This window comes from Pseudobacteriovorax antillogorgiicola (assembly GCF_900177345.1).
GTDB lineage: Bacteria > Bdellovibrionota_B > Oligoflexia > Oligoflexales > Oligoflexaceae > Pseudobacteriovorax > Pseudobacteriovorax antillogorgiicola.
The window spans coordinates 1-20,468 of record NZ_FWZT01000044.1 but is presented as its reverse complement, the minus strand read 5'-3'; the positions used below and the strand labels follow the sequence as shown (position 1 = coordinate 20,468).

General features: G+C 46.8%; 16 protein-coding genes. 9 read left to right on the top strand and 7 right to left on the bottom strand.

Annotated elements, in window-relative coordinates; genetic code table 11:
* Window positions 1-225: 225 nt before the first annotated feature.
* Window positions 226-1,341: a cytochrome-c peroxidase gene (locus B9N89_RS30375; protein WP_132326228.1), complete on the bottom strand. Its 1,116-nt coding sequence runs from the start codon at window positions 1,339-1,341 to the stop codon at window positions 226-228.
* A 358-nt stretch (window positions 1,342-1,699) separates the two neighbouring features.
* Between B9N89_RS30375 and B9N89_RS30370 the strand changes: the two genes are divergently transcribed.
* The gene (locus tag B9N89_RS30370; protein ID WP_200820824.1) at window positions 1,700-2,425 is read left to right on the top strand and encodes a sugar transferase; all 726 of its coding nucleotides are present in this window, start codon (window positions 1,700-1,702) and stop codon (window positions 2,423-2,425) included.
* A gap of 259 nt (window positions 2,426-2,684) precedes the next feature.
* Here B9N89_RS30370 and B9N89_RS30365 read toward each other — a convergent pair whose 3' ends face one another.
* Window positions 2,685-3,518, bottom strand: coding sequence for an inositol monophosphatase family protein (locus B9N89_RS30365; protein ID WP_132326230.1), 834 nt, complete (start codon window positions 3,516-3,518; stop codon window positions 2,685-2,687).
* Between the two features lie 232 nt (window positions 3,519-3,750).
* On the opposite strand from B9N89_RS30365, the gene dbpA reads away from it, so the two are divergent.
* The 5 genes from dbpA (at window position 3,751) to B9N89_RS30340 (ending at window position 10,356) form a co-directional block, all read left to right on the top strand.
* Window positions 3,751-5,130 (top strand): ATP-dependent RNA helicase DbpA, encoded by a 1,380-nt coding sequence (gene dbpA / locus B9N89_RS30360; RefSeq protein WP_132326232.1) that lies wholly within the window; start codon window positions 3,751-3,753, stop codon window positions 5,128-5,130.
* Window positions 5,131-5,301: 171 nt separating this feature from the next.
* Complete coding sequence (locus tag B9N89_RS30355; protein ID WP_132326234.1) at window positions 5,302-5,547, top strand: hypothetical protein; 246 nt, start codon at window positions 5,302-5,304, stop codon at window positions 5,545-5,547.
* Window positions 5,548-5,570: 23 nt separating this feature from the next.
* Entirely contained in the window at window positions 5,571-6,956 is a 1,386-nt protein-coding gene (locus tag B9N89_RS30350) for a DUF3373 family protein (protein WP_132326236.1), read from the top strand.
* 91 nt (window positions 6,957-7,047) lie between these two features.
* Complete coding sequence (locus tag B9N89_RS30345) at window positions 7,048-9,414, top strand: adenylate/guanylate cyclase domain-containing protein (protein WP_132326238.1); 2,367 nt, start codon at window positions 7,048-7,050, stop codon at window positions 9,412-9,414.
* A gap of 546 nt (window positions 9,415-9,960) precedes the next feature.
* Window positions 9,961-10,356, top strand: coding sequence for a hypothetical protein (locus tag B9N89_RS30340; protein ID WP_132326240.1), 396 nt, complete (start codon window positions 9,961-9,963; stop codon window positions 10,354-10,356).
* A gap of 57 nt (window positions 10,357-10,413) precedes the next feature.
* On the opposite strand, the gene B9N89_RS30335 is transcribed toward B9N89_RS30340, so the two are convergent.
* Complete coding sequence (locus B9N89_RS30335) at window positions 10,414-12,639, bottom strand: amidohydrolase family protein (protein ID WP_132326242.1); 2,226 nt, start codon at window positions 12,637-12,639, stop codon at window positions 10,414-10,416.
* A gap of 270 nt (window positions 12,640-12,909) precedes the next feature.
* Between B9N89_RS30335 and B9N89_RS30330 the strand changes: the two genes are divergently transcribed.
* Together B9N89_RS30330 and B9N89_RS30325 are read left to right on the top strand one after the other, a co-directional pair.
* The gene (locus tag B9N89_RS30330; RefSeq protein WP_132326244.1) at window positions 12,910-14,913 is read left to right on the top strand and encodes a TonB-dependent receptor plug domain-containing protein; all 2,004 of its coding nucleotides are present in this window, start codon (window positions 12,910-12,912) and stop codon (window positions 14,911-14,913) included.
* Window positions 14,910-15,665 carry a hypothetical protein gene (locus tag B9N89_RS30325; RefSeq protein ID WP_132326246.1) on the top strand — a complete coding sequence of 252 codons (756 nt, stop codon included), beginning with the start codon at window positions 14,910-14,912 and terminating at the stop codon, window positions 15,663-15,665. The genes B9N89_RS30330 and B9N89_RS30325 overlap by 4 nt, the downstream gene beginning before the upstream one ends.
* Before the next feature lie 27 nt (window positions 15,666-15,692).
* Here B9N89_RS30325 and rimK read toward each other — a convergent pair whose 3' ends face one another.
* The gene (rimK, locus tag B9N89_RS30320) at window positions 15,693-16,937 is read right to left on the bottom strand and encodes a 30S ribosomal protein S6--L-glutamate ligase (RefSeq protein ID WP_132326248.1); all 1,245 of its coding nucleotides are present in this window, start codon (window positions 16,935-16,937) and stop codon (window positions 15,693-15,695) included.
* A gap of 16 nt (window positions 16,938-16,953) precedes the next feature.
* A complete protein-coding gene (locus tag B9N89_RS30315) occupies window positions 16,954-17,427 on the bottom strand; it encodes an ATP-dependent zinc protease family protein (protein WP_132326250.1) in 474 nt (157 codons plus the stop codon).
* Between the two features lie 155 nt (window positions 17,428-17,582).
* Between B9N89_RS30315 and B9N89_RS30310 the strand changes: the two genes are divergently transcribed.
* Complete coding sequence (locus B9N89_RS30310; RefSeq protein WP_132326252.1) at window positions 17,583-18,758, top strand: mechanosensitive ion channel family protein; 1,176 nt, start codon at window positions 17,583-17,585, stop codon at window positions 18,756-18,758.
* A gap of 8 nt (window positions 18,759-18,766) precedes the next feature.
* On the opposite strand, the gene B9N89_RS30305 is transcribed toward B9N89_RS30310, so the two are convergent.
* Together B9N89_RS30305 and B9N89_RS30300 are read right to left on the bottom strand one after the other, a co-directional pair.
* On the bottom strand, window positions 18,767-19,849 hold the full coding sequence (locus tag B9N89_RS30305) for a family 43 glycosylhydrolase (RefSeq protein ID WP_200820823.1): 1,083 nt from the start codon (window positions 19,847-19,849) through the stop codon (window positions 18,767-18,769).
* Window positions 19,810-20,220, bottom strand: coding sequence for an RICIN domain-containing protein (locus B9N89_RS30300; RefSeq protein ID WP_132326254.1), 411 nt, complete (start codon window positions 20,218-20,220; stop codon window positions 19,810-19,812). Before B9N89_RS30300 ends, B9N89_RS30305 begins: the two co-directional genes overlap by 40 nt.
* Between the last annotated feature and the right edge of the window lie 248 nt (window positions 20,221-20,468).

The window sequence follows — 20,468 nt, the reverse complement described above, 5'->3', positions numbered from 1 at the left end:
CGTTTGCTGTGAGTTGTTGTTAACTCCTCATCAGTGGCGTGAGGAAGACTTATACGGACTTGCCCCCAACTCGTCAACACCTAAACCCTAAAAAATTCGAATATTTTTAAGAACTCCCAGATAGGCATGGTGAAAGTCTGAGCCACTATGTTACCTATGAACAGAAGCCCCTCTTAAGTCATCTAAAATGACTTAAGAGGGGCTTCTAAAAGAGGGAATGAGTACTTACTGTCGCACAAACGGATCGGACCACTTTGGGTTCGTGGTCAGGTTTGTATTGGTCAAGCTTTCTAGGTAGGCCACAAGGCTATCGCTCTCACCATCACTGAGGGTCAAGTTCTCAGCAATGCGGTTGCTTAGGTTGTCGTTCTCTTGAATTCCACTGCTATAATGCTCCACCACTTCGCGAAGGGTTTCAAACCGGCCATCGTGCATGTAAGGAGCAGTAAGCCCGATGTTCACTAGTGAAGGAACTTTGAATTCTCCAATGTCATCACTATCTCCGGTAGCAGTAAAGACACCTAAATCATCGAAGATTTCGAGCCCATTATCTCGCGCTTGATCGGTTGTTAGAGAGGCTCCACCATGGCAACGCCCACAACTTGCTTCGCGAGAAAAGAAAAGTCTTTTTCCAGCTAGGACTTCGGAGTCAAGGTCACCAGTCGCCCGTCGATCAGTGAGAGCTTCGGCAGGAAAGCCTGCAATACTTCGGACAAACTGAGCCAAGGCATAGCTCATCCGCTCCTCTGTTACAGTCGAATCTCCAAAAGCAGCTTCGAAGAGTGAAGCATAATAGGAAGCCTCCGAAACTCGTAACACAGCCTCATCGATGCTAAGCCCCATCTCTTTGCTGTCTTGAATGGGCATCAATACTTGTTCTTCTAAGCTATCAGCTCGCTCATCCCAGAAGAACTTTCCATTCTCATAAAACCTCGCATTGGCTAATCCCATAGAGTTTCGACCTGTAAGCTCGCCATCGAAACCAACGCTTAACGCAAGGTTATCTGCAAAACCCAAGCTCTGAATATGGCAGGTGCCACAGGAAACAGTTTCATTTAGCGAAAGTAAGGTATCGTAAAAAAGCACGCGCCCTAAAGTTGCACCAGCATCGGTGATGGGATTATCACTTGGTGTATTATCTTGCTCGGCAAGTCTCATCCCTCCAAAAGTGAAGGCATAGTCATAGGACTCTTCCGGCAAAGTAAGGCTTACATCCGCGCTTATTTCTGTTGTCTCTAACAGGACCGACCCTTCTTCCTCTTGAAGCTCCTCGACAATGCCACAGGAAAACTCTAGGGACAAAAGGGGTGCAAGGACAAAGAATTGCTTGATTGATTTCATAATTAAAGCCTCCGTTTGTTCTAAGGTACTTCACGGAGCCTGGCAGCCGTTGCTAAAGATGTCTTAAATTTTGTCCTGTTTTCCACAGATTAGAGCCTGAAATTTACTATGAAAAGTAGAAGGCCGGAGAAGATTTTAGGATATTTTGTGTCCTCGCTCCTGATATTGGGCACTTACAATAGGCACCCTATCCTGCTAATAATACTTCTAAATTATTTCATATTGACCTACATGTCAAAAATTAGATATAACCATGTCACTTTAGCAAAAGACCCACAGGACGAGGGCTTCGTAACGCAAACCAGACCACGTTTCCCAGGAAGGATCGTCGCTCGTCTGCTATTTTGAGCACTAGTTCATGAATCAGTCACAGCACGGTCAAACTAAGCTTGTTATCGAACTCCTCATGGATCGGATGCATGAAAGCGGTCAGCTCCGAAGATCCCATCCACCTCTTCGCTTAGTCAAAGAGAAAAAGATGGGTCACGGCACGCGACGCAAGCGAGGCCTCGACTTCATGGGGGCACTGTGCGGCTTGATCTTATGCCTTCCGGTTCTAGTGATCCTTGGCGTTCTGATCAAGTTAAGTTCGCGAGGCCCCATTTTCTATTCACAGGATCGCGTTGGCGAAGGGGGCAAGATTTTTCGCCTCTATAAACTGCGAAGCATGTATATCAATGCCGATGGAATCAAAGCACAGCTTATGGCCCAGAATGAAGTTTCGGGCCCAGCGTTTAAGATGAAGCACGATCCTCGGGTGACCCCGATTGGACGATTTATTAGGCGCCATAGCCTAGACGAGCTGCCTCAGCTATGGAACGTTTTGAAAGGCGACATGAGTCTGGTAGGCCCAAGGCCTGCTTTGGTGGACGAAGTGAAGAAATGGAATACGGCTTACTTTCAAAGGCTTAAGGTCCCCCAAGGGCTAACCTGCATCTGGCAGACATCTGGACGCAGCAACCTAAGCTTCGAAAGCTGGATGGAACTCGACCTAGAATACGTAAACAAACAAAGTATTTCTCTAGACTTGAAGCTGATTCTAAAGACAATTACGGTCGTTGCCCGGGGGACGGGGGCTTATTAAAACCAAGTCCGGGTAGCCTGGAAAAAGTTAGAATATCAATAAATTAGAAAAATTATGAATTTTCATTCAAGAGGGATACACTCTTTTGCCGTTAACATATGGTTTTGGAAATAAGCTAACCAAAACCTGGATGGACACCAAACGAAGCCAAGCAATCGGCAGGAAACCAAACGATTCTAATCCAATCAGCTGGACAGAAACCATCCTTATAATCCTACACGAAATCCCATCGGGAGAGTGGCTCAGCCACTCTCCATCTTCACGCCTCGTTGGTCATATGTTCGGTGACAAACTTTGCAGCCTCAGGATAAAGCTCTTTTGAGGCTATAACCAGATTCGTCTTGCCCTCGGGAGATTGTCCCGCGAAATCTTTAATCACCCCACCAGCCTCTGGAACGATAATCAGAAACGGTGCGTAATCCCAATACTGGAGTGCTGGCTCCACCACAAGATCAACTCGACCTGTAGCTAACAAGACCATTGCGTAGCAATCGCTCCAACAACGATTGCCTGACACTTCTGTTTCTAAAGCTTGTAGCAAGAGGTATTGATCAGCCTCCCTAAAATAGTCGCTCGATGAGTGGCAAAACAAGGCATCTTTAAGGGATGTTTTATCTCTGCTTACGGTGACCTGGTCAGCTACCGAAAAGGCCTGTCTCTGGCTATCGTACCCTCTGAGCCATTGGGCTCCTTGGCCCTTTGCCGCTGACACCAACTCCCCAAGCTCAGGCATGTAGGCCCAGCCGGCAACAACACTACCCTCGAACTCTAATGCCAAGAGCGTGCCCCACAGAGGAACTCCGTGAATAAATGAGTATGTTCCATCGATTGGATCGATGACCCAGCGAAAGCCATTCTCTTCGTCTTTCGAATCGTATTCTTCACCCAAAATACCGTCTTCGGGAAAATCTTGCTGAACAGCCTTGCGGAAGGCTTCCTCAACGGCTCGATCGGCGATCGTCACCGGGCTTTCATCTGCCTTGGTTTCAACGATCAAACCTTTCTGTGAAAAGTGAGAACGAGCAATCTCGGCGACCTCAACGATCGTTCGATGCCCCCACTCATATCGCTCCTGGATGTCTTTACTAGCCACGGATGATCTACCTCCTCAGAGTCTCAGTTTCAGTCGCTACGCTCATAGCTCGCTTTGTTCAACTAGAACAAAACGCCTCCTAAGCTAGCGCGAAACGATCTGTTATTTAAGGTGTTTTTTCGACAGGCTCCCAGGGAATTACCCTTTCTCTGCAAACCAGTCGATTGGAATTGACATCCTAGTAGGAATCCCCTATTTTATGTCATTTTTGCACATGCTGTAGGATATACCGATGAGTTCCCAGAATTTCTCTAGCCTCGACCTTGCCTCTGACTTTTTAGATAACTTAAAAAGTCTCGGCTACCACACGATGACGCCGATTCAAAGTCAGGCTTTACCATTGGCTCTTGCTGGCCAAGACTTACTCGCCAAAGGTAAGACGGGAAGCGGGAAAACTGCAGCATTTGGAATCTGCCTTGCTCGAAAGTTGAGGCCATCCGTCTCAAGACCTCAATCCATAGTCCTGTGTCCTACGAGGGAGCTTGCAGACCAAATCGCGACTGAACTTCGCAGGCTCGCACGACGCATGCCCAACATAAAAGTGCTCACCCTTACCGGCGGTATTCCCATTGGTCCTCAGCTTCGTTCGCTCGCTCACGGTGCACATATTGTGGTGGGTACCCCAGGACGTATCGCCGATCACTTAAGGAAGAGAAGTCTCGATCTTAGGAACGTGAATACCCTGGTCTTAGACGAAGCCGACCGTATGCTCGATATGGGCTTTATCGAAAGTGTTGAATGCATTGTCCAGCAGCTTCCTACCAAACGGCAGACCTTACTATTCTCAGCAACCTTCCCGGATAATATCTTAGAACTTAGTCAGAAGATTCTGTCAAACCCCGTGCGTATCGAAGCAGAAAGTAACAACGCAGCTCCAAAGATCAAGCAAGTTTTCTATCAGTGTAAGGCAACAGAAGATTTCTATAGCATGTTACCCATTATTAGCAAGCATGCTATCAGTCGCGCTATTATTTTTTGCCAAACAAAAGTGCAATGTGAAGACCTTGCCAAGAGCTTGAAAAAAAAGGGGCTGAGCGCCGAAGCGATTCATGGCGATTTCGAGCAGAGACAGCGTGATGAAATTCTCACTATGTTCAGCCAAGAGAGTTTATCTTTTCTCATTGCCACCGACGTAGCTGCAAGAGGCATTGATGTGAGCCAACTGCCAGCCGTCATCAACTTTGAATTAAGCCGAGATCCCAAGGTTCATATTCATCGCATTGGCCGCACAGGACGCGCAGACGCAGAAGGTTTAGCCATAAGCATCGTGAGACCAAGAGAGACAGGCCGTTGGCAAGCTGTACAAGAGGAAATGAAGCAGCAACTACCACTCCAAACAGTTCCAGCAATAGCTTCAAGCTCTACACTTCCTAAGCCACCGATGGCATGTATTCGCATCGCATCAGGCAAGAAACAGAAGATGAGACCTGGAGATATATTAGGTGCTCTCATTCAAGGCGCGGGTGTTCCTAAGGATGCCATTGGTAAGATTAAGATTTTCCCCTTCCAAAGTTATGTTGCTATACAAAGACCTTTAGTTCAGAAAGCTTTTAAAGGCTTGCGCAGCGCTCAAATCAAAGGTCGGCGCCATGGAATGATCATCCTTTCTTAAGCAGTATGAGAGCCTCTCCAGCTCTCCCTATTTTCATGTAAATCACTCCTTTGCTCAAACCTAGCTCGACCTATTTTTTTAAAAGACAGCAAAAAAGCTTTTGATCTTGGCATCTTTTTGACTATCATGATGGCTAATCTTACTTGCAGTTAAAATTTTGGGAGACAGACTATGAGAGTTCTCTTATTGAGCTTTCTTGTCGCCGCTTCATCAAGTGCCTTGGCGGGTGCTAAGGACGATTTCATTGCGGCTGCAGAAAAACAGTGTGGTGTATCTAAGGACGAAGCAGCAAAGCTTGCAACTGGTGGTCGAACAGGGTCTGTGATCAAGTTTAAGCTTTGTCTTGAGCCTGAGCAAACCCTTAGCAACGGCTGTAAACTTCGATGTACAAAATCTGGATCAAAAATCGGTAAATAATCTAATTAAAGGATATTTGTATCATGAAGAATCAACTACTCGCGTTAGCACTGCTTGCGCCCTCATTGGCACTTTCTTCATCGATCGAGGATCGAGTCGATGAGCTAGAGATGAATGCTTTATTAAATACCGTTAGGTTTTCTGGGGAGTTCGTCACACGTGCGGATCACATCTACGATCCCTATATTACTCAATCTAAGAATACTATCGATTTCTCAACCGGCTCAATCGTTGATGCAAATACTGTATATAAAGGTAAAAGCTTCAACGTTCATCGCTCTCTATTTTCCCTAAACATGACTGCTGAGATCAGTGAAACTCTGACGTTCTACGGACGGATGACTGCTTCTAAATTACAAAACAACTTTATTCTGCTTCAAGATGCACCAAACCAATCAGCTGATCAGAACGCAAGAACATTTGCTGGAACTCAGATTCATCTAGAGCGCGCCTATTTTAATTGGAAGATTCTTAACTCCCTGTCCCTATCGGTAGGGCGCTTGCCGACTATTGAGGGTGGCCCCACACATATCGTTCTAGGAGAATCCCCTCGTGGTACTTACCCGAGGCTTGCCTACGCTTCAAACTTGGATGGTTATGCTCTTACATATAGCATTGGAGGTTTCTCAATTCGTGGCCTCTATCACCCTCTTTCTGCAGTCAAAGCCAATCGCGGCTCTTCTGGATATAGCTACCAACCAGAATGGACACTAGCAGGAGATCGAATCAGAACGGATAATGAGCTACTCACCTTTATGCTTGAGTACAGCAGTCCCGACCTAGGCTTTACACGATACTTCAACTTCGCTAGCCAGTACTTTATCATTAACAAGCTGCTTGTGGATGATTTCAGTAGAGATCTGCCAAACACCGGAGCATCACCAATTCCCGGAGCGGTCGAAGAAGTCGAGATTTCTTCTCCTCTGTCCATCAACTACATTAGCTGGGTTAACTATCTTGAATTTTCTGATATTGTGGGCTCAGGTGCTAGTTTGGCCCTGACTCATGTTTCAACAAAATCCCGTGGAAACAAGGGATCTGGATTCATGGCAAACACTGCTGGGGAAGAGAAAAACGGTTCAGCCATACTCCTTGCAGCAGCATATAAACTACCACTCTCAGCTTTAAAGAACCCAATTTTTGGCGTCGAATACCTCAGCTCAGACCAGTACTATCAGTTTTTCAATGGCCTCGCTTGGGACCCTGTGGGATTCCACTCAACCCGCGGGACCGCCAGCCACATCTTTTGGAACCAACCCCTGACCACGGGACTTAAGCTTCGAGTCGCTCATATGATGGTAGATGATAAATACTCCCGTGGCGAGTTCTCGGGCGAGCCAACAGAACTAACTGGCGACGCCAAAGGAACAGTAAAAACAACTTATGCCGAACTACGCCTAGCATTCTAACACCCCCCCGCGCATCGCGGGGACTTTTCCTTATATTCATCAACAAACTGCCGAAAACCATGCAAGTACACTGATTCAGCAATGGTTTGGTATGATTAAAAAAACGCTCCACAATCTTAAGAAAAACTGGCCACCTATCACAATCTGCATTTCAATCACGGCAATGGCATGCGTGGTTCTTTTCCATCATTTTCGATCTCAGTATGAGCACTATCGAAACAGCGATCTTGTATACTCCGTAGAAAGTAAGATTCTGGACTGGAAGCTCCGCAGTCGGGGCGTCGACGAAACCGAGACCAAGGTGGGTATTTTGGCTATCGATGAACGCTCACTCTCAAAATTTGGTCGTTGGCCCTTTTCTCGAAAATTCTATTCCCAGGCATTTGCCAATCTTAAGAAGATAGGGGTCAAATGGATTGGCTTTGATGTTGTTTGGGCAGAAAAAGAACAAACGCTTCTCACCGATTCTCAGCCTCTATACCGCACCATCAATCGAACGAACTACAAGGCACGTATTAAGGCTATGGATCGAATGACTGAAAATTCACCTAGCGATATCAAATTCGCCCGAGCCATCAAAGAGTTTGAAAACATCATTCTGGGTTACTTCTATTTTGGCGACAAAGCTGAATTCGAGCGGACAGCAGGGCATCGCGAGCCGTTTCGCGACCTTGATCTTATGCTTAGTTCTGCTATTGAAGCAGTAGATATGCCCGAGGGCCGCGAATTAAAGGACTACAACCTTCCGAAAGCCTATGGAGTGGTATCAAACACCCCTATCTATTTAAACTCGTCAGAGCACTTTGCATTCTTCAGTAACGACGCCGACGATGACGCTATCAACCGCTGGGTAACTCTAGCTGCCAAAGTTGATGGCAATTTAATGCCATCTCTGGCTTTAAAAGGTGCTGCTGAATTTCTCAATAGCGAGATTTTCGTCTTTTTTAACGAGGCGGCCATTGAAGGAATCGTACTGGTAAATCGTGAGGACGAAGAACAAGCGATTGAGATCCCCATTGACCCAGCCGGCTACGGCAGGCTTTTAATCCAGCACCGAGGCCCCTCCCAAGGCTTTCAGCATTTCAGCTTAGCGGACGCCTATGACGATAGCTTCTCTAATGAAGAACGGGAGGCTCTAAAAGGTTCCATCCTACTTCTTGGAGCTACTGCGACTGGCATCAACGATATTCGCCCCAACCCTTTTGATCCTGCCATCGATGGTGTTGAAAATCACGCTGCTGCTATCGACAACATCGTTCGCCGCCGCTTTCTTCGCCGACCCGCAACTATGATCGAGACTGAGTTTATGATTATTTTGGGAATCGGGCTCTTCTTTTCTCCAATTCTAATTTGGGGCCACGCGATCACCTCTGGGCTAGCGCTATTGGTCTTCCTTGGCGGCTTCTGGGCTGTTGACTATTTTTTCTGGTTTGAAAAGGGTATTTGGGCCTACCTCGCCGTGCCCTGCACCCAGATCCTATCTATGTTTCTTCTGACTAATATTTTCAAATATATTTCAGAGGAGAAGGATAAACAGTTTCTGAAGAGCGCCTTCGGCAGCTACATTTCTCCAGAACTCATTGAAGATATGTATAACACCGGCGAACCTCCCAAACTTGGTGGAAACTCTGGAATTCTCACAGCCTACTTTACCGATATTCAGGGATTCTCGTCGTTTTCTGAGAAGTTGACGGCAACCCAGCTGGTTGAGCTGCTCAACGAATACCTCACTGCTATGACTGATATTCTCTTAGAAGAAAAAGGGACCCTTGATAAATACGAGGGTGATGCAATCATCGCCTTCTTTGGTGCTCCCATGCCACTTGAAGATCACGCCGTTCGGGCTTGTACTGTGGCCGTAAAGATGCAGTATACCCTTTTACAGCTTCGCAAGAAATGGACTGATGAAGGGGATAAATGGCCTCAAATCGTAAAAGATATGAGGATGCGTATCGGTATCAATAGTGGTGAAATAGTAACTGGCAATATGGGTTCACGTGACCGAATGAACTACACTATGATGGGAGACTCCGTGAACCTCGCTGCACGGCTTGAAGAAGCTGCCAAGCAATATGGGATATTCACTCAGGTATCACAGTTCACAAAAGATCTTACCGACGATAAATTTGAGATGCGTGAGCTTGATACCATCCGCGTTGTTGGCAAGAAAGAGCCAGTGACTACCTATGATTTGCTAGGCATCAAAGGCATGACTCCCCCAGGCCTTGTAAAACTCAAGGACACCTTTCACCATGGGCTTCAGCTATACAAAGATATGAAGTGGGACGAGGCCATAGCAGTTTTTAAGCAATCATTAGAGATGGAGTGGCTTCGCTATCCAGATCTGAAGGGCAAGAAGACCAACCCATCGGAAATCTACATTGAACGCTGTGAAGAATTTAAGAAGAACCCTCCACCAGATGACTGGGACCGTGTTTACACTTTAACTAAGAAATAGTGACTTTCATGATTCATCATCAATAGAATCTATTAGTCGTTAGCTTCAGCTAACCAGGACTCTGCTGTTTTTCTGTCGAAGTGTTCGCAATTTCATTTGAACTCTGAAGCTTCGATTCGATATACTAACCCATAAGCAACACATAGAATTGATAGCTAAAACATCTGAAAATATCCGTGGTATAGCCTCATCTATATCTTAATTTCGTTCGTCATCAAAAATTGCTGCTGTTAATCCTTTCACTGGGAACATGAATGAAGGCACTGTGTCTAATCAATGAAGGTAGTCATATGAAACGTATTTTAGCTTTTTCATTTTTTTATCCTCAGGATTTGCCTTTGGGGGTGCTAAGGATGACTTTATTGCAGCAGCGGCCACGCAATGCGGAGTCTCACAAGATGAGGCTGCAAAGTTAGCTACCGGTGGACGAACTGGATCCGTCATCAAATTTAAATTGTGTCTTGAACCTGAGCAAACTTTAAGTAATGGCTGCAAGCTTCGCTGCACGAAGTCCGGCTCAAAAATCGGTAAGTAGAAGGAGCAACGATGAAGAAACTTATTACCACCCTAGTTTTTGTAACTGCAGCCCAAGCTTTCGCTGGTGAAGTTGAGGACCGACTTGATGAACTTGAAATGTCAGATTCACTGGATTATATCCGAATTAATGGCTACCTTGCCACTCGATGGGACAATATCACCCTTGGCAAGGCTGACTCCCTTAGCGAATCAGGCGAGGATGATCTAAGCTTTAACATTCATACGATCCGCTTAGCAATGGACTTCTTCGCACCAGTCAGCGACGACTTCGAAATCCATGTTCGCCTTGCGGGAGCAAAGTTAACAAACCACTACGGAACTGCTGCCAATTGGGGCAAAATCCATACTGAAACAGGAAGCAAGTCAGATTTAAGTAACAACATGTACTTCGAACGAGCTTTCTAGAGTTTAGAGCCCAATATTAGACCGAGGCCCCCAAAGGGGGCCAGCTCAAAGTTGAATCTACATTCCTTGCTCAGCTCGCTCCCACATTTGTAGATAAGCCTCCGCCGAGTTCATGAGAATATCAAGGCTTCGACCACCAGTTTTCTCATCCACCTGTCGCAGATTCTCGACCCACTCCGGTAGCAATCCATAGTGAGCTAGACCTTCTTTTGCGAAGTTAAAGCTACGATTGCCAGTTTGCGGTTGGGTGAAGGTGACCTTCTGATCCCATGATTTGAAAGGATACCGAAGGACAAAGTCATCATCAGCTTCGGCTTGGGTGGCAATCCCCTGAATATCGGTGCCAATGCCAACACCCCCTAGAAAGCCCGCATCTTGTTGTTCCTGGGAAAACTGATCTAAGATACCAGCAATCCTGCTAGGCCGACTGTTGTAAGGGGCAATCATACCGCCGAGGCCAAAGATTCTTTGCCGCACCTCATCGCGATTTTCCAGCCAACCATGGGATGAGACAACTCCTGAATAGGAATATTCTTCGAGCAAATCTAGGGTATCAAGCAAGGTAGGATAAGACATATGATCGATCTCTAAAATCATACCACGACTCATGATGCCTTCGATGAGATTCCGACCAGCAGATTGTAGGGGCTTGCGATTGCAAGCAGGTGTACCATCTTTAAACTTTTTGTACTCTGGTAGAGGTTCTAGTTTGGAAATCACACTATAGTCCAAAAACTTCACCGCAAGCCCGCCGATCACAGGTACAGAAGAGATAGCTTCAATCAGAAAGTTAAAGTCCTGATCGATGAAGTCCTTCATACTCTTCACACCAGTTGTGCCACGAACGTCCCCAGGACAAGACTCTAGATCCCAATAGTTGCCCTTGATTTCCTTAAACAGCACCTTGCTAGGCCGAACCAGATCTAGGATATTATCAATTATGGAAGTGCTGAACTTTCCTGTAAGATGCATCCAAGCCCCTCCCGAACCTCCTTGAGGGCGAGTACCACCGAAGGCGTTATCGAAGCGATGGATTGGAAATACAGAGCGAATACCCAGATCATGAATTTCAGTTAGCTTGCGCTCGATATAATCCGGATCACATTGCTCCTCGTCGTAGCGACAGTCGAAAAGAGTGCCATATTCTGTGCCTAGAACAACAGCTAATTTATTGTCATTGATAATCGCCCGTGCCTCTGCGGAAGACTTGGCAATACGAAACCAGCCTTTGCCAGGGCCACCTTCCTGTGCATCGATGTAGTCTTGCATATCATACATATACTGGGTTTGTAGCGCGATGCTATCATCGCTTTTGCAGTCGCCTTCAGCCTTGCCGAGATGGATCACACTAAGCAACTGGCAGTAGGTAGGATTGCCTGTGACATTGGTCACGAGGATACGTAGACCACCGAGATAGGCACGCTTCATCCACATATAGTATGCGGTAATATGAGTGAACGTTTGTCGATTCGGCCAGTATTCGAATTCAGGATAACCAGAGGTTTTATGTCCACCACCACCGTCACTACTATACTGACTCTCCAAGAGGTCAAGGCTACCGTCGTCGCCGTGCAGCTCGTTGCATTGATTGAGGGCATGCTTGATACCATAAGGGTGAAAGGTATCTCCAGACATTGCTACGGTGCCCAAGGTTTTCGTGAAAGCAATGTGAGAATGAAAGTCGGCAAATCCTTTTACAGGGTTGTTGGAGCTGACTTTCTCATTAAACTTCTCCGAGACTACGGCATCTAGCGCTGCCTCTGGATATGGCAGACAATCTGAGCTAGGATACGGAGTCAGGCGGAATCCAGCCTCCTCGGGTTTGTAGGAACCTTCGGGAACGATTTTAAGTTTGTCCCCCTTAACGACTAGTCTCATGTTCTTTTTGATGGAGCGGATAGAAACCAAATTGGAGTCATCATAGCGATCATCGTCGACAGAAACGGAACGGATCTCCCACTCGGCTGCCTTGCTAGGATCAGACTTGGCTTTAACCCCGAAAAGGTGACTACTAAGAACCCGGCCCTGACGATCGGAAAGTAAGAACTTACCTAACGCCGCTGGTTTCGCGAAAAACTTTTCCACCTTGCCGCTGCCTGCATCAAGATTTTCAAAGCGGTAGTCTGCATTCAAAAAATTGTTATTTGTGGCAGGCTGAATAGCAAAACATGACTGTGCTAAGTGATAGGCCTGCTCTCCCTCCTCGACACCCTCACAGGATTGCACGGCCAAAATAAGCATGGCAATGCCCGCAACTCCAAGTAGCCTTGGTGCTGTTTTCATAAGAGATTCCCCTCATTGTAGTCTTTTTTCCTAATGTCTAAACTTTAAATAGCTCATTCCCTCTGGGATCACAATTGAACAGAAACGAAGCAAGATTCAGGAAAGATAAAGTGAGCATGAAAGGAATTAGATAAGCCGTTTAAGAAACCCTCGTACCAAACGGTGGACACCGAAGGCCTGAACACCGCAGCCTGCACCATAAACAACTTGGAATTGATAAAGCAATAGAGATAGAATGCTTTCGTTACGTATAATCCTTGAGAGCAAATTATGAAAAATCCATTGACAGCGCCCTCAATTCCTCTGGTCTGCCTTGTTGCTACGCTCTATCACACAACCGCCAAATCTGAGGAGACTGAGTCTCAAGAGACGAAATCGGAAGTGGAACGCATGTCAGTTTCGGGCACGCGGGTGCAAAAAACTGAGGCGGAAGAGGTTTCTAAAATCGAGATTCGGGCCGAGGAAGCAGAACTTGTGGCTCCTAGCGGCGACGTTGCCCAGGTTCCGAAGCTATTCCCGGGAACGGTAGCACGCCCCCAGGATTCAGAAGTTTCTATTCGCGGCTCCGACAAGAACGATACTCTCTACTTTATTGACGACCTACAGGCCCCAAACCTCTTCGAACCAATTTCGGGAACATCAGTTATCCCTTCAAAGGCTATCGATACTCTGACTTTTGTGCCTGGCAACTTCGATTCCGAATACGGCAACTCCACCGCGGGCGTGATCAAACTTGAAACCCGTGGCGAGGCCATTGTGGAGCCTTATTCTGAGTTCCGGCTCAACACTCCTATATACGTCAGCGCCTATCACGAGCAGGCTCTCGGGCAGAACAGCTCTATGATCGCGTCCGCTCGTAAGTCGATCTTGGAGCCATTTGTCAATGCGGCTCCGCTGGACGAAGGGACAGTGCTACTCCCCTACTTCCAAGACGCATATTTACAGCATTTTTATGGTGACGATAAAATAAGCATCAAAAGCCGCTATGTTCATAGCCGCAGTGGTGCTGAAGTCAAAGTCTTCACCGACCGGTCCCAGGAAACGGACGGCACGTCTGAATTCAACTTTGCCAATGGCTACGATCTCTTTGGATTTGATATTCAAACTAGCATCGGGAGTGCCAATGTTGAAGTTGACCCATACTTTTCATCGTCTGGTACGGAATTCAGTGTGGGCGACATATTTTTTAATATCGACGTCAACACGATCACTGTTCCCATCCGCTCGCAGATTCAGTTAGCGGATCGCATCAATCTATATCTTGGTGTGCAAACCATCTACCGTGACTTCGTGCTTGATGCCCAGGTTCCCGACACCACCCAACAGGGACCATTTTCCGACCCAGAAACAGCACCGAAAATCGCCCTTAATGTGGATGCTAGCCAACGGGAAGATGCCGCCTGGGCTTCCTTTGAGTTTGGTGTAGGACGTTTCATTCTAACTCCCAGTTTCCGCCTGTTCAGCCAAACCAATATTGATAAAGGTGGCGTCGACCCACGCTTTGTAGGCCGCGTCTTCCTCACGGATACTCAGACCGCAAAATTTGGTGTGGGGCGCTATTCTCAGTCCCCAGGCCCCGAACAACTCGACCCCGATTATGGTAACGAAAATCTTGGTTGGATTCGCTCCACCCACTATTCTGTTGGTCTAGAGTCGATCGTTTCCAACTACTGGACCAGCGATTTTCAGATCTTCTACAAGGAATGGGATGACGATATTCTCGACGATCCCGTGAATCGCTTTATTGCCGATACCACGCGAAACTCCCAGGGACTAGAGTGGTTTTTCCGGTATGGCGATGGATCCGATCTATTTGGTTGGCTATCCTATACCTACTCAGAAACCAAGGAAATCCGTGGCGAGGGAGCCAAAGAGATCTTCAGTGACACCGACTCGACCCATGTGCTGCATCTGGTTGCCAACTACAAGCTAAGTCCCACCTTCCAGCTGGGTGGACGCTTTAAACATCAGACCGGCTATGTGTATACGCCGATTGACACAGTTTGGTATCAAGCGAATGTGGACACCTACCTTCCTGAGGAGAACCCAGAGCTGGTCAATTCAGAACGAGTGCCCGACACAACGAGCGTATCAGTCTTTGCCCAACAAACGTTCGAATATACGTCCTGGGATCTTGTGCTGCGATATGGCTTCGAAGAATACCAGTTTAGAAAGTCGTCACCAAATATTCAATATAACTATGACTATACCAAAAAAGAATACACCGCAGGCTTGCCTGTGATTCCATTTATCGAAGTGAGAGCTATCCTATGAAAAAATTATTTTCTTCATCAAACTATCATAGCCGTCTGCGCTATATCTTGCTGCTAAGTTTGGCTGTATTTGCCTCGTGTAGCGAAGTCGAGAACACACCCGAAAAAGTTGATAAACTGCGAGCGATCGGTGTTGCTACAGATAGTCCATATTACGAGCCAGGTATGACGGTCACTCTAACATTCATTCTAGCAACGCCGGTCTTGGAAGACATTAGCGTCGCCGAAGTTACCCTCGAAGATGAATTGCAGCTTGCCCTCAGCAACATTAGCCTGCCTACACCAGACGATAAGTCTGAACTGCGATTGTACACTGTCACCGCAGATGCAACCCTACCACTTGCTGGGGATTTGGACTTTGCCACCTTTGATGGAACTGCAAACATAGCCTACGCACTTATATTCTCTCAGGGGGCTGAAGAGGAACGGGTCAGGGGTAGCATCAAGATTTATCCAGCGGGAGGAAGCCCTACCAATGTAAGCGGGCTACCAAGCATCGAGATCACCAGCCCTAGCGAAAATAGTACCATCGGAGGCGGAACTGTGGACCTCGTCGCAAGCCTTGATGAAAAAGGCAGCGATGAAAACTTCCGCATCAGCTGGTTTGTGGCCGACGGAGTCATAGAGAAAAATCGATCCATTGAAACAGAGTGGGAGGAGATGAGTGCTGGCACAAAGACAATTATTGCCACAGCACGAGGCTTGACATCAGGAACCTTTGCCTATGACGTGATTGAAGCCACCATAGAATAAACGAGGGCCAAAAGGGCCCTCCCTGGCTTACTTAGGCTCTTCTGATTCCATCCGCTCCTTGTGCTCGGCCATGGACTTCATCACAGTTGCACTCTCAAGATCCAAATCTCCAATTTTTGGCTTACGCTTCTTCCTAGTTTTTGGTGGTACCATTGATCGCATGGCCTCTAGCTTGCCAAAACACAGGAGTCGATCGCTAGCATGAAGAACCCGATCTGAGCGTGGGTTGGGTATGATTTTGTGACCATGGTAAAGGGTCAAGACGTTGATATTCTCTTCCTTCAGGTGAGTCTCTTCTATAGTTTTCCCGATGTATTCAGACCCCTCTGGGACATAGATCTCGCTAACTCCATAGCCTTTACTCACCGTAAGCCTCTGCCGGATATCGATCTCGGGAAAGTCAACTTGCGCTGAAATATACTCGATAATGGCGCCAGCAACGTCTAGCTGGGTACAGCCTTCGATGCCCTCTAAACCGGGGGAAGAGTTGACCTCAAGGATTTGCGGACCATTATTCGCTTCGAGCATGTCTACACCTGCAATACGTAGGCCTAGGATCTGTGACGCTCGAATTGCTGCTTCCTTGTACTCGTCACTTAGCTCCACCTGCTCAGTAAGACCACCACGGTGAACATTGCTCCTAAATTCTGCACCCTGAGCTCGGCGCCGCATCGCTGCTACCACTTGATCGCCAACGACGATAGCTCTGACATCCTTACCTTTGCTTTCTGCAACAAATTTTTGAATCAGTACATTTTGCTTTTGGCTTTGTAGTAGCTCGACAATAGCCATGGCATTTTTTTCAGTTTCGGCAAGCAAAACTCCGATTCCCTGCGTTCCCTCAATGAGTTTGATGATTACCGGGGCTCCACCAACTCGCTCAATTGCTGGCAAGACATCGTGTTTGTCTTTAACAAAAGTGGTTCTAGGGATTCCCACGCCGTGACGGCTCAATACCTGCAAACTACGCAGCTTATCGCGGGAGGTTGCAATAGCTGTAGCAGTATTCGCACAGAAGATATCCATCTCTTGAAATTGACGGACCACAGCCGTTCCGTAGTAAGTGATCGATGAGCCGATCCGCGGCAGCACCGCATCGTAGTGGCTCAAAATTTCTTGCTTGTAGTATAGATCCGGATCCCCTTGCTCCAAGTCGATAGCAAACTTCAGCGTATCAAGAATTCGGACCTCATGCCCTCTTTGAAGCGCTGCTTCCTTGAGGCGTTTGGTACTGTATAGCTTGGGGCCACGGGATAAAATAGCTAGCTTCATAGGACATTCCTTTTTGCTACTTCTTTATTGCACGGGTTGTTTTTAGTGATTTTTTTACAGGCTGGCCTCCGTAAAAGGATTTGCCTGGATCGACAATCAATCGCTCTCTCATACCCTCTCGACCAAGTAGCATGCGAAAGCCCATCTCATCACGATTCGCAAGAGTTAACTCAATGTCCCATGCCTTGCCCAACATGTGGATTTCGGTTATGATAACAGGCCTCTCCGACGAGTGTCCTGTTGAACTCTTGACAAGACGATACTCTAGAATACGAGCCTCGCACTTGACTGTGAATTTCGAATCTTTCTGCTTGGGATGCACCTTAAAGCGGACATATTCAATTTCCCGCCGCTTAAAAGTTTCCACATCAAAGGCGTGCAGACTTGAAGTTCTGGCACCTGTGTCGATCTTCGCCTTAATCGATTTGATGCCGAGATCTGGTAGCTGCACCCACTCTCGCCAGCCAATGACCATTTTCTCTTTCTTCATCCAGCGTCTCATGTTGGGTGTTGTACATCAGCCAAGAAAATTACACGTTACACTTAATCCCATGATTGTTAAAGTTGATATCAATAAGGGTGCAAGGTGCCGTTTGCATTCAAAAAATAATTGTTCTCTGCTACACGCTACTAGGAATACCTTCGATGTACAAGACCTGGCTCAAGACCATCTCTGAAATCTCTCACATAAGCCCCGAAGCCCTTGAAAACCTGATCACTAGCACCATCGTCGTCCTTTGTTATCTCGGAGTGCGACTCGGCTTTAAACGTTATATTCGCGGAAAGATCAACTCAAAAAAGCTTGCCGAAGTGGCAACTGAAGTGATCCCCTCCCTCCTAAGACTATTGCTCCTTGGCGCTCTTCTAGGGATCTGGCTGTCCGGGCAAGCCAGTGTTGCCAGTTTCTTCGCCGTTCCTGATGATGCCATGGAAAAAGTAGTCGCATCAATTTATGTGTACCTCGCATACATTGCCGGGAAGCTACTGGGTGAGGCCTTCATTGGCATTCGCTATCATCTCGACGTAGACAAACAATATTCTGTACGTAAAAACATTCAAATAAGTATTAGCATCCTGTGCGTTGCCGCTCTGTTCAAGATTTGGATTGCCACCACCGCTGACTTTTCCACCTACCTTGGCCTTCTATCGGCCGGCATCGCCATCGCATTGCAGGACGTAATTGTAAGCTTGGTTGGCTGGATCTACTTGCTCACCGTCCGGCCCTTTAAGATTGGCGACCGGATTGAAATCGATGGCAACCGCGGCGATATCACAGACATCAAACTACTCCAGTTTTCCATGCTCGAAACTGGCAATTGGATCCAAGCCGAGCAACCTACGGGACGGATTTTAAGTTTTCCTAACTCATTCGTGTTTCGAAACATGATTGCGAATTATAATACGGGCTTTGACTACATCTTTGCCGAAATGCCTATCATGGTCACCTTTGAAAGCAACTGGCATAAAAGCCTAACCATTCTCGAAGACATCGTGAAGGTCGAGATTGGTCAAGAGAATGCAGATGCATCCTGGCAGATTCACAGAGCAGCACGCACCATGCGACTGTCTTTCGACAATTTTGAACCCAAGGTTTTCACTTCAGTGGCAGATTCGGGAGTGGTGCTAACGCTGAGGTTTCTGTGTCGGGTAAGGGAGAAGCGTGTTGTGGAGGAGCGCGTGTGGAAGCGTGTCCTCGACGCATTCGCCAAGCATGATGACATCGACTTCGCCTACCCAACGCAGCGCTACTATGTGAATCATATCGAGGGCAAGGCGGAGGCAGGGGGGCCGGCAGCGGCCGGAGCCCCTGTTCCTACCTAGAGGTGAAATCAATCAAGGCTTATGGTTTTCGGCCAACCGTCTTGATCCCAGATGATATCTGCAATTTTAAGAGAAAAAAGGCCATTCGCATCGCGATCGTAAGCGTGAAAAACGAGATATGTACTCTCGCCTTCTGCAAAAATTGCATTGTGACCTGGCCCACGCCAACGGTCACCAGATTGCAAGAGCAATGATCCTCCTCCTTGCAGCATCGACCTTCCACTTTTATCATAGTAGGGGCCATCAATATTTTTTGATCGACCAACCATAATTCGGTAAGTACTGTCAGCACCCTTACAACAATAGTCGAAGGAAACGAAAAGATAATAGTAACCGTTGTTGTAATGGATAAAGGGAGCTTCTATCGCGCGCCCACTTGTCAATCTTGTCGCAATGCTTGTGATACCATGATCCGCTGGCATTCCAGTGGCCCCGTCGAGCCTTAGTATCTTCAATCCACTCCAAAAACTTCCAATCGACATCCATGGCGTTCCATATTCGTCAAACGCAATATTCGCATCTATAGCATTCCAATCATCACTAGGGCTGGTACATATCACAGGTTCGCCACTATCCTTCCATCCGCGACTTAGATCCTCCGAATCGTTAATCAGCAGACCTATGCAAGACCTATTTTTTCCAAACTCCGAAACAGAGTAATACAGGTGGTATTGGCCCGCGAACTTCGCTACATCAGGTGCCCAAATATGAATGTCACCAAATCTGTCTAGGACCCACTGAGGCAAAGGCTTTAGAAGATGACCCAAGAAATTCCAAGATTGTTTGTCCGTTGAGTGTCGAGACAGGATACCTTCGCCTGTAGAGAAGACATAATATCCTAGATCAGTTTTAATCATAACTGGATCATGGACACCAAAGATTTCCCCTTCTAGAGGATACTCCTTTGGCTCCCCAACCTCTTCACTCTGAGAAATTCTTTTGAATTGCCACTGCTGGTTCGCGTTCCCGGTGAAATGCCATTGCCTAATGTCACCGTCGTTCTCCATACTAAATTCCCAAACATCAAGGGCCATCTGACTAAGTTTTGATACTATCGTGAAGTAGCCACCTTCAGAGCTTTGATATCCCATTGCTGATGATCTGCTCCATGGTAATACCATTGTCTAACTTGCCCACCAGCGCTACGACTCGCTTCATAAACTTCAATTGATTTGTTGCTATGTAGAGGCCTAATGGAATAGTAGCCGTTACTTAGAGGCGTAACTCTAAACTTTTGATTATCAGATGACTTTGGCTTGAACTGCAACACGTTTGCCCCATCTTCACGACTAATCCTCGCTACATCTAGAGCCAGTTGACTGTGTCTATTAATTATTTGATATACTCCTTCATCCAGCCATTCCAAAGGTTCGACGTTTGATGGGCGCGACGACTCCTGCATGTCACACGAGAAATGAAATAAAAAAAGTGGAAATAGAAATAGTGCGTGTTTTAACATCATGGCAACTTCCCAAGTACTGAGCTCAATCTTCAACAAATGTTCAATAATTCATGAGAATTGATTAACCTAATCCCTTCAGTTAACCCAAAACATCTAGGTTCTGTCTGACGAATACCTAAAAATGGTGTATGATCCTTGAAACTTCTAGGAGATACACCTTGGCTGGTCGTTTTGAGCTCACGGATGAGCAATTTGGGTTGATCAAAGATCTTCTGCCCCCTACAGGAAAACGAGGTGGGCAGTGGAAT

Excerpts from the sequence above, each read along its gene's own strand:
- B9N89_RS30375 (WP_132326228.1), bottom strand. The coding sequence starts at position 1,341 with ATGAAATCAATCAAGCAATTCTTTGTCCTTGCACCCCTTTTGTCCCTA.
- B9N89_RS30370 (WP_200820824.1), top strand. The coding sequence starts at position 1,700 with ATGAATCAGTCACAGCACGGTCAAACTAAGCTTGTTATCGAACTCCTC.
- dbpA (WP_132326232.1), top strand. The coding sequence starts at position 3,751 with ATGAGTTCCCAGAATTTCTCTAGCCTCGACCTTGCCTCTGACTTTTTA.
- B9N89_RS30355 (WP_132326234.1), top strand. The coding sequence starts at position 5,302 with ATGAGAGTTCTCTTATTGAGCTTTCTTGTCGCCGCTTCATCAAGTGCC.
- B9N89_RS30350 (WP_132326236.1), top strand. The coding sequence starts at position 5,571 with ATGAAGAATCAACTACTCGCGTTAGCACTGCTTGCGCCCTCATTGGCA.
- B9N89_RS30345 (WP_132326238.1), top strand. The coding sequence starts at position 7,048 with ATGATTAAAAAAACGCTCCACAATCTTAAGAAAAACTGGCCACCTATC.
- B9N89_RS30340 (WP_132326240.1), top strand. The coding sequence starts at position 9,961 with ATGAAGAAACTTATTACCACCCTAGTTTTTGTAACTGCAGCCCAAGCT.
- B9N89_RS30335 (WP_132326242.1), bottom strand. The coding sequence starts at position 12,639 with ATGAAAACAGCACCAAGGCTACTTGGAGTTGCGGGCATTGCCATGCTT.
- B9N89_RS30330 (WP_132326244.1), top strand. The coding sequence starts at position 12,910 with ATGAAAAATCCATTGACAGCGCCCTCAATTCCTCTGGTCTGCCTTGTT.
- B9N89_RS30325 (WP_132326246.1), top strand. The coding sequence starts at position 14,910 with ATGAAAAAATTATTTTCTTCATCAAACTATCATAGCCGTCTGCGCTAT.
- rimK (WP_132326248.1), bottom strand. The coding sequence starts at position 16,937 with ATGAAGCTAGCTATTTTATCCCGTGGCCCCAAGCTATACAGTACCAAA.
- B9N89_RS30315 (WP_132326250.1), bottom strand. The coding sequence starts at position 17,427 with ATGAAGAAAGAGAAAATGGTCATTGGCTGGCGAGAGTGGGTGCAGCTA.
- B9N89_RS30310 (WP_132326252.1), top strand. The coding sequence starts at position 17,583 with ATGTACAAGACCTGGCTCAAGACCATCTCTGAAATCTCTCACATAAGC.
- B9N89_RS30305 (WP_200820823.1), bottom strand. The coding sequence starts at position 19,849 with ATGGGATATCAAAGCTCTGAAGGTGGCTACTTCACGATAGTATCAAAA.
- B9N89_RS30300 (WP_132326254.1), bottom strand. The coding sequence starts at position 20,220 with ATGATGTTAAAACACGCACTATTTCTATTTCCACTTTTTTTATTTCAT.